The organism is Pelodictyon clathratiforme (assembly GCF_982375515.1).
In genome coordinates this window covers 2,247,125-2,259,880 of record NZ_OZ455102.1, presented here as the reverse complement: position 1 = coordinate 2,259,880, position 12,756 = coordinate 2,247,125, and the positions used below count along the sequence as shown (strand labels likewise).

At 49.8% G+C, this 12,756-nt stretch carries 12 protein-coding genes; 5 read left to right on the top strand and 7 right to left on the bottom strand.

The features are described 5' to 3' along the window. Window positions 1-59: 59 nt before the first annotated feature. The 4 genes from AC56AD_RS11025 to AC56AD_RS11010 all read left to right on the top strand — a co-directional run bounded on the left by AC56AD_RS11025 (window position 60) and on the right by AC56AD_RS11010 (window position 4,854). Window positions 60-3,071 carry an SUMF1/EgtB/PvdO family nonheme iron enzyme gene (locus tag AC56AD_RS11025; RefSeq protein ID WP_150085681.1) on the top strand — a complete coding sequence of 1,004 codons (3,012 nt, stop codon included), beginning with the start codon at window positions 60-62 and terminating at the stop codon, window positions 3,069-3,071. A gap of 75 nt (window positions 3,072-3,146) precedes the next feature. Continuing rightward, window positions 3,147-3,671: a lipocalin family protein gene (locus AC56AD_RS11020; RefSeq protein ID WP_012508863.1), complete on the top strand. Its 525-nt coding sequence runs from the start codon at window positions 3,147-3,149 to the stop codon at window positions 3,669-3,671. Window positions 3,672-4,043: 372 nt separating this feature from the next. Continuing rightward, window positions 4,044-4,289, top strand: coding sequence for a type II toxin-antitoxin system Phd/YefM family antitoxin (locus tag AC56AD_RS11015; protein ID WP_041526537.1), 246 nt, complete (start codon window positions 4,044-4,046; stop codon window positions 4,287-4,289). A 406-nt stretch (window positions 4,290-4,695) separates the two neighbouring features. Next, window positions 4,696-4,854 (top strand): SDR family oxidoreductase, encoded by a 159-nt coding sequence (locus tag AC56AD_RS11010; RefSeq protein WP_012508859.1) that lies wholly within the window; start codon window positions 4,696-4,698, stop codon window positions 4,852-4,854. On the opposite strand, the gene AC56AD_RS11005 is transcribed toward AC56AD_RS11010, so the two are convergent. After that, window positions 4,823-5,434 (bottom strand): Coenzyme F420 hydrogenase/dehydrogenase, beta subunit C-terminal domain, encoded by a 612-nt coding sequence (locus tag AC56AD_RS11005; protein ID WP_263053207.1) that lies wholly within the window; start codon window positions 5,432-5,434, stop codon window positions 4,823-4,825. The genes AC56AD_RS11010 and AC56AD_RS11005 overlap by 32 nt on opposite strands. A 54-nt stretch (window positions 5,435-5,488) precedes the next feature. Then, the gene (locus tag AC56AD_RS11000; RefSeq protein ID WP_223293904.1) at window positions 5,489-6,031 is read right to left on the bottom strand and encodes a coenzyme F420 hydrogenase/dehydrogenase beta subunit N-terminal domain-containing protein; all 543 of its coding nucleotides are present in this window, start codon (window positions 6,029-6,031) and stop codon (window positions 5,489-5,491) included. Window positions 6,032-6,219: 188 nt separating this feature from the next. Here AC56AD_RS11000 and AC56AD_RS10995 point away from each other — a divergent pair, with 188 nt between their 5' ends. Then, complete coding sequence (locus AC56AD_RS10995; protein WP_012508858.1) at window positions 6,220-6,474, top strand: hypothetical protein; 255 nt, start codon at window positions 6,220-6,222, stop codon at window positions 6,472-6,474. Between the two features lie 97 nt (window positions 6,475-6,571). Here AC56AD_RS10995 and cimA read toward each other — a convergent pair whose 3' ends face one another. Genes cimA through leuB form a run of 5 tightly spaced genes read right to left on the bottom strand, consistent with a single transcriptional unit; the run spans window position 6,572 to window position 12,741 of the window. Next, the gene (cimA, locus tag AC56AD_RS10990) at window positions 6,572-8,182 is read right to left on the bottom strand and encodes a citramalate synthase (protein WP_012508857.1); all 1,611 of its coding nucleotides are present in this window, start codon (window positions 8,180-8,182) and stop codon (window positions 6,572-6,574) included. A gap of 3 nt (window positions 8,183-8,185) precedes the next feature. Further along, window positions 8,186-8,752, bottom strand: a complete 567-nt coding sequence (locus AC56AD_RS10985; RefSeq protein ID WP_012508856.1) for a LeuD/DmdB family oxidoreductase small subunit — start codon at window positions 8,750-8,752, stop codon at window positions 8,186-8,188. A gap of 34 nt (window positions 8,753-8,786) precedes the next feature. Beyond that, window positions 8,787-10,082, bottom strand: coding sequence for a 3-isopropylmalate dehydratase large subunit (locus AC56AD_RS10980; RefSeq protein WP_012508855.1), 1,296 nt, complete (start codon window positions 10,080-10,082; stop codon window positions 8,787-8,789). 7 nt (window positions 10,083-10,089) lie between these two features. Beyond that, window positions 10,090-11,658 (bottom strand): 2-isopropylmalate synthase, encoded by a 1,569-nt coding sequence (locus tag AC56AD_RS10975; RefSeq protein ID WP_041526849.1) that lies wholly within the window; start codon window positions 11,656-11,658, stop codon window positions 10,090-10,092. Window positions 11,659-11,682: 24 nt separating this feature from the next. Next, window positions 11,683-12,741 carry a 3-isopropylmalate dehydrogenase gene (gene leuB, locus AC56AD_RS10970; protein ID WP_012508853.1) on the bottom strand — a complete coding sequence of 353 codons (1,059 nt, stop codon included), beginning with the start codon at window positions 12,739-12,741 and terminating at the stop codon, window positions 11,683-11,685. Between the last annotated feature and the right edge of the window lie 15 nt (window positions 12,742-12,756).

Sequence of the window (12,756 nt, the reverse complement as noted above, 5' to 3'; positions counted from 1 at the left end):
ATTGGACGGCATTGACGGCGTTATTTTTGTCAGAAAATGATTGATAAATGATAGAAAGAATGAGTGATAAAAATATTCGGATCATAAAGGTACTTGTCGCATCACCCTCTGATGTTGTTGCTGAGCGTGAAATGGCGGAAGATGTCATAAAGAAATGGAATGCTCGGCCACAGCGTCCGCTGATGCTCGAAGCGGTGTTATGGGAATCACATGCAGCGCCTGAAACCGGGGGGCGGGTGCAGGGGATACTCAATAAACAGATTGTTGATGAATGTGATTTTGCTATCGGTATTTTCTGGACACGCATTGGCACAGGTACTGGTGTTGCTCCAGGCGGGGCGGTTGAAGAGGTTGAGAGAATGATGGCAGCCGGAAAATTGGTCATGCTCTATTTCTCAAATGTGCCATACCGGAGGAAGGATGTTACTATCGAACAGATTGAGGCACTTGATCGCTTCAGGGAATCACTACAATCGAATGCGCTGATAGAGGAGTATGACGAGCGTCATGAGTTCCGGGAAAAACTTGCTCATCAGCTTGATATACAGGTTCACCGGTGGTTCTGTTCAAAAGAATGTGGTGATGATACCTCAATGAAAAACAGGTATCAACCACTTGATTTCAACACAGATTCGCTTCTCCAGCTCTACCACTCAACGCTGACAGAGCAACTTGGCAATACCAACCTTTCGGGTTCTCCGGCAATCGAGAGTTTTTCTGTAAGGCATAAGGATACCTTTGTTTCGTTGAGTCTTTCTGATACATGGCGCTGCGAAGCACGATCCCATACTGAGGGCGATCTCTGTGAACCCAAAAAAGAAGAGCGCGTTCGTGCCCCTGAAGAAGTGATGAGTTTTGTTTTTCAAAAGCATCACTTGCTACTGGTTATTGGCGATCCGGGTTCTGGTAAAACAACATTGCTCAAATATTATGCACTTTCATGCCTTGATAACGGTAGATGTCATGAATTTGGTTTTAGTGAACCAGTCAATGTTTTTTACCTCCCGTTGCGTGATATCAACAAGAGTGATACCGGTTATCCCTCATTGCCGGCAGCTCTTTCCGCATGGTCTGAAAAATATTTTCTCAAAATTAAAGAAAACCTTTTTGCGGGCTGGCTTGGTGAGGACTCAACCCTTGTACTCCTTGATGGACTGGATGAAATCAGCAACGTCGATGATCGGAAGGCTGCTTGTGACTGGATTGACCGAACGGTTTCAAGGTTTACAAATGCCCGATTTGTGGTTACCTCCCGAAGCACAGGTTACCGGAAGGGGGATGGCATCGAGCTTGAGGCAAGCCATCTGCGGGCCGATATCATGGACTTTACCAAGGAAAAACAGGCTGAGTTTTTGCATCTTTGGTTTAGTGCAGCATTTTTTCGGGAGATACCTCTCAGTGCTCGGGATGAACCGGAGTTGAGAGCTCGGCAGGAACAACAGGCCGCTCAAAAAGCGGCGCAAAAAGCTGACGCAGTTATTACGTTTCTCGCGCAGGAAAAAAACAGGAGTATGCACTCTCTGGCAGGTGTCCCCCTGCTCTTGCAGATTATGGCAATGCTCTGGAAAGAGAGGGAGTTTCTGCCAGCAGGGCGTTCAGAACTCTATGATGCTGCATTGAATTATATGCTCGATTATCGTGACCGTCGCAGGGGAATCTATCCGCTGCTTGCAGCCAAAGATGCTCGGCGAGTACTGAGCCCGGTTTCTCTCTGGATGCAGGAAGAGCTGAAAACAGACGAAGCTGACCGGATTGCAATGCAGCAGAAAATGCAAAAGCTGCTCGACACGCTCTACAATTCTCTTCCCGCAGGGGAGTTCTGCAAAAATCTTGTGGACCGGGCCGGGGTGCTGGTGGAGTATGGCGACAAGGAGTATGTTTTTCGGCACAAATCATTCCGTGAGTACCTTGCGGGTGTTCAACTGCTCAAAAATATGTACCGGCCAGACTATCTCGACACCATTGTTACCAGGTTTGGAGACGATTGGTGGCAAGAACCGCTTCGCTTTTTTATCGGCCATGTTGAAAATGAAGAGCTTTTTGACAGCTTCATGCAGAAGCTTTTCGATTCGCCGGTTACGGAAAACTTGACATCAAAGCAGCAGGACTTGCTCGTCACCCTTGTCGAAGAGGCTCCACAGCGGAAGATCGATGCCTTGCAAAAGAAGTTGTTTGACCTTCAGACCACGCCAAACCGGCAGCGATATATCATGGAGTGCCTGAAAATCATTGGCAAGCCTGAAGCACTTGCAATAGTGAAGACGTTTATCGAATCAGGAAGAAACAATGTTTTATTTGACAAACTTCATGCAGAGTACATTCTGATAAAAGGTGGCACATTTGCTTTCTCGTTGACTGAGAAGCTTGAAAAGATGCCAGATCTTTATGTCGCTAAATATACGGTTACCAACGAGTTGTACCGGCAGTTCCTCAATTACCTACAGTCAGGAAAGGTGCCCGATATTGATGCTGTTACCCTGGAATTGTACCACAACCACTTACAGAAAATGGCGAACAGCATTAATGGATTCAGCGATTATCTTCAGGATAAACGAGATCTGGCAAAGCTTTTCCGCTCTGAATCGGATGACGACAAGCGATTTAACAAGGAGGAACAACCGGTGATGGATATAAGCTGGTATGCAGCCAAAGCCTATTGCTTGTGGCTCTCTCTTCTGGAAAGCGAAGGCAGGATTGCTAATATTTATCGATTGCCCAAAGAAATCGAGTGGGAATATGCTGCTGCCGGGGAGGATGGACGTGAATATCCGTGGGGAAATACAGCGCCTAATTCAAAACTGGCAAATTTTAATCAAAATGAGGGAGCCACAACACCGGTTGGGCGCTATCCTGAAGGTGCAACTCCGGAAGGGTTGTACGATATGGCTGGCAATGTGTGGGAGTGGACGGATGATATACACGAAAAATACGCTCTTGCCCGTGCGTTGCGCGGCGGTTCCTGGGGCTATGTTCCCGGCGTTCTGCGTTGCTCTGCCCGGTACTTCAGTCATCCGGCGAGCTGGCTCAGCGGTTTTGGCTTTCGGGTTGTCCGTTCCAGTCCCTCTTCCTGATCTTCTGTCTTTCTGTTTTCTGGAACTCTGAAAGGGGAATTTTTTTTTGAAACAATCATAATTGGAGTATGCCACATGAAAAAACTTTTATTGCTCTGTTTTCTCTTGCTTGCAGGATGCACCGGTGTTCCGCAGGGAATCACGGTTGTTGATAATTTTTCTCTCGATCGTTATCTCGGTACCTGGCATGAAATTGTTCGTCTCGATAACCGGTTTGAAAAGGAGCTTGATCCGGTATCGGCGACCTACTCGCTTGCCCCGGATGGCAGCGTCAAGGTGATGAACAAGGGGTATGATCTGAAAAAACAGGAGTGGAAAACCATTCAGGGGCGCGGTGTTTTTCTTGATGATAAAAAAACCACCGAGGGTGCGTTAAAGGTCTCTTTTTTCGGCCCATTTTATGCGAGCTACAATGTGATTGATCTCGACAGGGCGGGCTATCGCTGGGCGATGGTTTGTGGCCGTGATAAATCTCTTTTCTGGATTTTGTCGAAAGATTCTGTTATGGAGCAGGCTCAACTCAAGGCGCTGGTGGCCAGGGCGACGGCGCTCGGTTTTGATACCGCCAAACTCCGCTATCTGGGCAAACAGAAACCGTAAGGATCATTGCGGGGAGCTGAAATTTCCCGGCAATTGAGATTGCCATATATGGGGCATCATCTTTTTGATACATGTCGAAGGCTTCAATTTCTTCATCATCGAAAGACAGAAATAGAGGAAGCGGTTTCCTTTGAGTTTACGATCGTTTATAGGAGAGAAATGCTTATACTTTTACGTTATCGCTGTGATTGTGGCAGGGTGAACGTTATGATGGCGACAGGCCTGACAGTGGTTTTTTTATGAGTGGTGTATTTTGGTCAAGGGGGCTTAAAGGCAGGAAAATGTTTTCCGCTAACAGGTTTCGCGGGTGCGTACCAAAAATAATTCTTTCAATTTTTTCGATGAGCATGGGGGAGAATAATGATATCGTCGATGCACACAATTACGCTGCATGATGCGGAAAATCAGCTTGTGAGATTGGTTGAGCAGGCAGCGCTTGGCAAGGCTTTTATTATCAGCAAGGCGGGACGACCGATGGTTAAAGTGATACCCTATGACTCTATGACTGGGAGTTCAGAACGCCTTGGTTTTATGATTGGTGAAATTTCTGTGCCGGAAGATTTCGATCGTATGGGCAGTAGCGAGATTGCTGGGTTATTTAACGAAAATGCACAGTGAATTTATTGCTTGATACGCATATTCTTCTTTGGGCTGCAGCTCAACCTGATCTTTTACCGGAGGGATGCAAAGATATGCTTGTTAACCCGGTAAATAATTTGTTTTTCAGTGCAGCAAGTCTCTGGGAAATCAGTATCAAATCCGTACTTGGGCGCTCTGATTTTAATGTTGATCCCTTCCGGTTCAGGCGCATGCTTTTGTTTCATGCGTAACGGGAATTAGCTATCAGCAGTGAACATGCTGTGGCTGTAACTATGCTTCCTTTCTTGCATAAAGATCCTTTTGACCGGATGCTTATTACACAAGCCCGGACAGAAGAAATGTTGTTGATTACTTCAGATACTGTGGTAGCAGCTTATGGAGAAGGAATTCAACTGGTATAATTTTGGAAGAGGGTAGCGGTAACATGGGAAAAACGGTTGTTATTACCGGCAGCACCAGGGGGATAGGGTTTGGTCTTGCAGAGGATGGTTGGGAAGATGGTGTTGGCGCCACTGAGGAGACGGAACCTTTTTGCCTGAAGCGCTCCTCTTTCAAAGGGGAAGTCCGTATTCCTCAAGGATAACCCGGACATGCCGTGGCACCAGCTTTTCGATCCGCTCCGGGTGGCGGAATTTGAGGTAGTAGTAATGCCTGATCAGATGAAAGTCAACCGAGTAGTGGGCAAACCCGACCCCTTTTGGCCCGATCATGCCAAGCGCTCCTGCAAGCAGGTTGCCGAGCCAGAGCGGGATTCTGCTTTTCGATGAATACTCTTTATCCCTCTCCTTCATGCTCTCGATGATGCGTTTCGTCGTGTTTTCGACAAATGATCGGCACTCCCACTTGCCTGATTCCGGAAACCGTTCGAGTTCAGCTTCAATCAGCTTTAGCAGTTTTTGCCCTGTTTCGGTTCGTACCAGAATCCATTGCCGCTTCTGCTTTGGCTTCAGTTCTGCTCCGATATAGCCTACGGTGATGTCGGCAAGGCTGTTGAGATAGTCAAAGCAGCTCATACATGCAGAGGGGAAGATGGCGGGATTTGAAAGCTCTTCCGGAAGGCTGAAGAAGGGGACTTTTTCAATGCTGCCGTCAAGGTGACGGATGTGAATCCTGAAGTCCTGCATGAACTCCATATGGCAGGCGGTATCGGGTGATTTCGACATTCTCTCCAGAATCCACGGCCATTTTGAGCGTGCGACGTTGTCTATGCAGGGAATTCATATGGTGAGGAGCTCCATCTCTTGCAGGTATTCGAATCGTTCCTTGAAATCCCGGAGTGTATGGAGGTGACATGCCGCTCCAATGACAAGGACTTTTTTCAGCCCCTGATGATATGCGCTTTCAAGGGAGGATAAGAGTGGGGAGAGCACCGGTTTATTGCCTCTTGTTGCGTAGATCTCATCGCTGTTTCGGGCTAACACCGGTTGAGAGAAAAAATGGTTGCCGGGAGTGTGCTGCAGCGATACAACGCCTTCAACAAGCTTCTCTTCAAAGGCCTTCATGGCCATTCGGGTAATGATTCCGCTCCACTGCGATCCGGGTAGCGGCAGTTTCAGTTGAGCTGTAAAACGGTCAAGTGTGATGCCAAAGCGCATTTCAACCGGATCATCGAGCTTGCGTTCCCGCCCGAAAAGCTGTTTCTCCCTTTCGCCGAGCCAGCCATTTTTAAAAACACAGCTTTGGAGACTTTGTTCAACCGGCCAAGCCTGATTGGAACAGAGACCGCATGAACTGCAGAGTCCTTTGTCTGAAGTAGGCATACCGGGATCGAGTGCGCTTGTGGTTATGAGGTTTTTCTTTTATACGACAACACGGGTTGGTCAAAAAATAGGGATAATTCCGTATACATCAACGAATTATTTATAAAATAAGATGCAGCGGTTAATATATTGTGGCTTCGCTATGGTAAGCGAAACGAAACACAAATCATTTTCAAGGGAGAAAAAATATGCAGACTATCTATGCTGACGGAGTAGCCAATATTACACTGATTGATGGCATCATCCGTTTTGATCTTGTCAATATCATGCAGTTTGAAAAAGAAAAAGCAAATATCAGGCCTGTTGCGGCGCTGGCGATGTCAATGCCAGCCTTGCTTCGTACCCATGAGCAACTTTCACAGGCGATCAACAAAATGGTCGAAGATGGCATTCTGAAAAAAGATGATGCACAGAAAGCGGTCATGGATGGCAAACAATCCTGAAAAGAAGAACATCCCGTTTTAAGCCCTTGAACCAGCATCACCCTCTTATCCTTTCAGGGAGTAGAGTGTGGCGCTGGTTTTTCGAAATGTTGAGATATCATCCCTGTGGTACCTGTTTTGCAGCAGGAGCTGATGCCTTCAGCGTGAAGAGGTGGTAGTTCATGCTGTCTTCAAGGGCGTGGAGGCTTGCTTCAATGATGTTTGTGGAGACACCGACTGTTCCCCAGGTGAAGCGGCCATTGCTTGACTCTATCAGTACCCGCACCTTGGCGCTGGTTCCCCGTTTTTCTTCGAGTACACGAACTTTATAGTCAACCAGCTTGATGCTCTTGATTTCGGGGTAGAAGTGGATCAGCGCTTTGCGGAGCGCCTTGTCGAGGGCGTTGACCGGGCCGTCACCGTCGGCGGCGATATGTTCTATCTCCTCTCCAACCCTGACCTTGAGTACTGCCTGGTCGACGTTTTTGGCGTTCTTGCTCGATTCGATATGCACCTTGGTTTCAAGCACTTCAAAAAATGGCTTGAAGTTGCCGATCTCTTTATGCAGCAGGAGTTCGAATGAGGCTTCGGCTCCGTCAAACTGGTACCCTTCGTGTTCGAGCTCCTTGATGTGGTGCACGATATTCTTGAAGAGTTCGCTTTTTTCGGGCAGGGTGATGCCGAGTTCGTGTGCCTTGTACCGGATGTTGCTCTGGCCGGCAAGCTCGGAGACAAGGACCCTTTGGCGGTTTCCGACCTGTGTGGGGTTGATATGCTCGTAGAGTGAGCTCTCTTTCATGACTGCGCTGACATGGATACCCCCTTTGTGGGCAAATGCCGATTTCCCGACAAAAGGCGCCCGGGTATTTGACGGCATGTTGAGAATCTCGTAGACAAACTTCGAGAGTGAGGTGAGCTGGGTGAGGTGCTCGACAAAGGTGAATGAGCGTTGCAGCTTCAGCATGACGTTGGGAATAATGCTGATGAGGTTGGCGTTGCCGCACCGTTCGCCGATGCCGTTGATGGTTCCCTGGATATGGGTTGCTCCAGCCATGACGGAGGCGATGGAGTTTGCTACGGCGAGATCACCATCATTGTGGCTGTGAATACCCACAGGAACACCGGTGACGGCCAGAACACGGGATACGATATCGGTCACCTCATGGGGCAGTGAACCTCCGTTGGTGTCGCAAAGTACAATTCTTGACGCTCCACCCTCAACGGCTGAAAGGAGCATTTTCAGGGCAAATTCCGGGTTGTTTTTGTAGCCATCGAAAAAGTGTTCGGCATCAAAAAAGACCTCTCGTCCCTGCTGCTTGAGAAAGGCAACGGAGCGATAGATCAGTTCGGCATTCTCTTCATCGGAAATACCAAGACTTTTTTCAGAGTGTGCCTGCCATGTTTTGCCGAAGATGGTGATCACCGGTGTTTCGGAGTGGAGCAGCCCGAGCAGGTTGGGGTCGCTTTCAACGCTTTTTACAAAACGGGCTGTTGAACCGAAGGCGGTGAGCCTGGCATGTTTGAACGAAAGCTGCCGTGCCTTGATGAAAAACTCTTCATCTTTCGGGTTGCTGCTCGGCCATCCACCTTCGATATAGTCCATGCCGAATTCGTCAAGCTTCTGTGCGATAAGGAGCTTGTCCTGAACCGAGAGGTTGATATGCTCACCCTGTGTGCCATCACGGAGGGTGGTGTCGTAAAGTTCTATTTTTTTTGTGGTAACAGTCATAAATCAGTGTTGGGGCATTAAATTTTCCTGACGGGCATAGGCAAAAATACCGCCAGCCTCAACAATATTGAAGACATCGCCAAGGGGATTGAGCTTGTAGGTGATGTTGCTTGTCAGATTTTCGATGGTGTTGGCTTCGACGTCGATTTTCAGTTCGTCACCGGTTTTGATGAGCTGGTTCAGTTGTTCCGCACTTTCGTAGGGGATGGCAAAACCGCCGTCAACGCAGTTGCGATAAAAAATACGTGCGTACGATTCGGCTACAATGGCCTTGACTCCGGCAACCTTGAGGGCGAAGGGAGCGTGCTCCCGTGACGATCCGCAACCGAAGTTTGGCCCGGCAATGATGATCGTATAGTTTGAGTGGCAGCTTCCCTCCTCGATGAAGAGGATGTTGCCCTGGGGCAGCCCTCCCTGTTCGGGTGGTACTCCTGAAAGGGCATATTTGCCGTAGAGAATCACCTCTTCGGGATCGGAGAGGCTGTAGACCAGATGTTCGGCTGGAATGATCTGGTCGGTATCAATATTTTTGCCTAAAACGTAGGCTTTTCCCTGAATGATGGTTTCCATTATTTGTGTCTGTTTGCCCAAAGTTCAAGTGCGATCAGAGGAAATCTCTCGGATCGGTGAGTTTACCCGTAATTGCCGATGCGGCTGCTGTGAGTGGGGAGGCAAGGTATACCCCTGCATGTTTGCTGCCCATTCGTCCGGGGAAATTGCGGTTTGTGGTTGAGACGACAACATCGTTGTCAACCGAGCGTCCGACGGTATCGGCAGGGCCACCCAGACATGCGGCGCATGAGGGAAGGGCAATGGTGCATCCGGCATCTTCAAAGATCTGTTTCAGGCTCTGTCCGTCGTAGAGTTCGCACTCAAGGTCACGGGCAACCTTTACTGTGGCTGGCACGATGTTGGTGGTAACGGAAACCTTATGACCCTTCAGAATTTTTGCGGCCATCATAAAATCGGTCAGTTTGCCGCCGGTGCAGGAGCCGATATAGGACTTGGTAATCTTTGTTCCCTGAACACTTCTGACGGTGGCGCGGTTGTCGGGGCTGTGCGGCTGTGCAACCACAGGTTCAAGCGTCCTGACGTCGTAGCGGTACTTGCTGTGATATCGGGCATCCGGGTCGCTCTGGAAGAGCTCGTAGGGTTTCTGGCTTCTTGCCTTGACATAATTTTCTGCGATGCTGTCTGCTGCGATGATGCCGTTCATGCCACCCGCTTCGATGGCCATGTTGGTCAGGGTCATTCTCTCTTCCATCGGAAGGGAAAAAATCGCTTCGCCGTCAAATTCCATCGCACAATAGGTTGCGCCGTCGGTTGTGATGTCGCCAAGAATCTGCAGAATGAGATCTTTTGCTGTCAGATATTCGGGCATCTGACCATCGAAGGTGAAGAGGATGGATTCCGGAACTTTTTCCCAGAGCTTGCCAGTGCCAAGAATGAAGGCTGCATCGGTGTTGCCAATGCCCGAGCCGAACATGCCGAAAGCTCCGGAAGTACAGGTATGGGAGTCGGTTCCGAAGAGCACGGTGCCGGGCAGATTGAATCCCTCTTCCGCCAGGGCTACATGGCAGACGCCTTTGTAGCGGTCGGTGCCGACATCATAGTAGTGCTCAAGCTGCTGCTCTTTTGCAAACTGGCGCAAGAGATCAATGTTGCGATGGGCGTGCTCGTTTGCCGTAAAAATATAGTGGTCAGGCAGGACGACAACTTTACGGGGATCCCATACTTTTGCGTCGGCGCCAAATTCCTGCTTGAAAATATCAAAGGTTGGTGGCCCGCAGACATCGTGGGTAAGGAGGATGTCGACATTCAGCCAAACGCTTTCACCAGCGTCGACAAATTTTCTGTTTGCGGCTTTTGAAAGGATCTTCTGGGTTATTGTTTGTGCCATGGTATTCTTAAACCCCGCTTTCTATGGTTTCTGTAGTGATGTTGTCAAAATGATGCTGGCGCAGGCCGAGAGCCTGCAGATAGGCTTTGGCGCTGGCCTCTATGATATCGGTCGAGACCCCTCTTCCGTTAAAGGAGACATTCTTGTCCCGGATGCGGACAAGCGCCTCTCCGAGTGCCTGACGTCCGGCAGTGGTGGAGCGGACGGAGTAGGAGGTAACCATCGATTCGATGCCAAGGGCACGCTCAATGGCTCTGAAGCAGGCATCTACCGGGCCGTCGCCGATTGCGGATTCTTCAAAGATCTGCTCTTTGTGCCGGATCCTGATGGTTGCGGTCGGAATTGAGGCTGTACCGCTGTTGATGTGGAGGTAATCGAGCTCATAAGCGTTTTTCGGCTTGCTCCGTTCATCGCCCATCAGCACTCTCAGGTCATCGTCATAGACCTCTTTTTTTTTGTCGGCAACTTCAACAAAGCGCTTGTAGACCGCTTCGAGTTCGGTATCATCAAGGTTATAGCCAAGGCTCAGAAGACGGGATGAGAGACCGTGTTTGCCGGAGTGGCGGCCAAGCACGATGCTTGTTTGCGGCACTCCTACCGATTCAGGTGTCATCACCTCATAGGTTTGCCGGTTTTTCAGCATCCCGTCCTGGTGAATGCCCGATTCGTGTGAAAATGCATTGTCGCCAACAATTGCCTTGTTGGGCTGGATAATGATGCCGGTAAAGGTCGAGACCATACGGCTCGTATTGTAGAGCTCTTCGGTGACGATATCGGTGTAGAAGTTGTGCAGGTCGCTGCGTACTTTCAGCGCCATCACAATCTCTTCGAGCGAAGCGTTTCCGGCCCGCTCTCCGATGCCGTTCATGGAGCACTCCACCTGACGAGCGCCATGTTCAACTGCACTGAGTGTGTTTGCTACGGCAAGACCGAGGTCGTTATGGCAGTGGACACTGATGATGGCATTGCCGATGTTGCTGACGCGGCTCCGGAGGTCGGCTATTTTCCGGCCAAATTCTGAAGGCCAGGTATAGCCTGTGGTGTCGGGAATGTTGACGGTGGTTGCACCTGCCGCAATAACGGCTTCGATGATTTCTGCGAGAAAACCCTGATCGGTGCGTCCTGCATCTTCAGCGGAAAATTCAATATCCGAAGTGAAGGTTTTGGCAAAGGTTACGGCGTTCACCGCCATGTTGAGAACGGTTTGCCGCTTTTCCTGCAGGCTGAGGCCGTAACGGTCACTGCCGAATTTCCCGGTGATATGAATATCGGAGGTGCCGATAAAGGTGTGAATGCGGGGTTTGCGTGCCTGCTGCAGCGCCTTCCAGGCGGCGGTAATGTCCTTTTCCACCGCTCTGGCCAGTGCGGCCACAACGGCTTTGGACTCTGCGCTTACCCGCTGAACCGCTTCAAGTTGCAGGGGTGATGAAGCCGGAAAACCAGCCTCTATCACATCTACCCCAAGTTTTTCAAGCTGCCGGGCAATTTCTACCTTTTCCTGCACATTGAGCGAGGCCCCGGGGGATTGCTCTCCGTCGCGCAGGGTTGTATCAAATACGATTATCTTCTCTTTCACCACTCTTTTTGGCCTTTTTTTTGATCAGGCGCCGAGGTGCCTGACAATTGCTTCTGTCATCTCTGTTGTTGAAATCACCCTGTCACCTGTATTGGCTATGTCTGCTGTCCGGCAGCCGGAGGCAAGGGCGGACTCAATTGCCTGCTCGATCTCACGGGCAATCTCCGGAACTTTGAAGCTGTGTTCGAACATCATGGCTACCGATGCTATGGTGGCTATCGGGTTGGCCTTGTTCTGGCTGGCAATGTCCGGTGCACTTCCGTGGATTGGTTCGTAGAGGGCATATTTTGTACCGATGCTTGCAGAAGGGAGCATACCGAGACTGCCGGTAATCATGCCTGCAATGTCGCTCAAAATGTCACCAAAGAGGTTGCTTGTTACAATCACATCAAACTGTTTCGGATTGCGGACAATCTGCATTGCAGCGTTGTCTACATACATGTCGCTCAGCTCCACATCGGCAAACTCCTTGTGCAGTTCATGCACCACATTTCTCCAGAGCTGTGATACTTCAAGTACATTTGCCTTGTCGATCGAGACGACCTTGCCCTTCCGTTTCCGGGCTGTTTCAAAGGCCAGACGGGCGATGCGCTCAACTTCATAGCGTTCATAGACCATGGTGTTCCAGCCCCGGTTTTCATCGAAGCCGCGTGGCTGGCCGAAATAGATGCCGCCGGTAAGTTCTCTGAAAACAAGGAAATCGGTGCCACGAACCACATCTGCTTTGAGTGAGGATGCGTCGATCAGTGCGTCGTAGACTTTTGCCGGTCTGAGGTTGGCAAAGAGTTGAAGCTCTTTTCGGATTTTGAGCAGCGCAGCTTCCGGCTTGTGTTCGTGTGGCAGGCTCTCCCATTTGGGGCCGCCAACGGCTCCAAGCAGTACGGCATCGCAGTTCCGGCAGGCATCAAGCGTTGCCTGGGTGAGCATCTCTCCATGCAGTTCCCAGGAGGCGCCGCCAAAGGGGTGCTCTTCAATCACAATTTCAAAGCCATGTTTTCTGGAGAGCTGCTCCAGTACTGAAACAGCTCCTGCAACCACTTCCGGGCCTATACCGTCACCTGGTATTGAGACAATCTTGTACATTCTTCTGTTGAATGG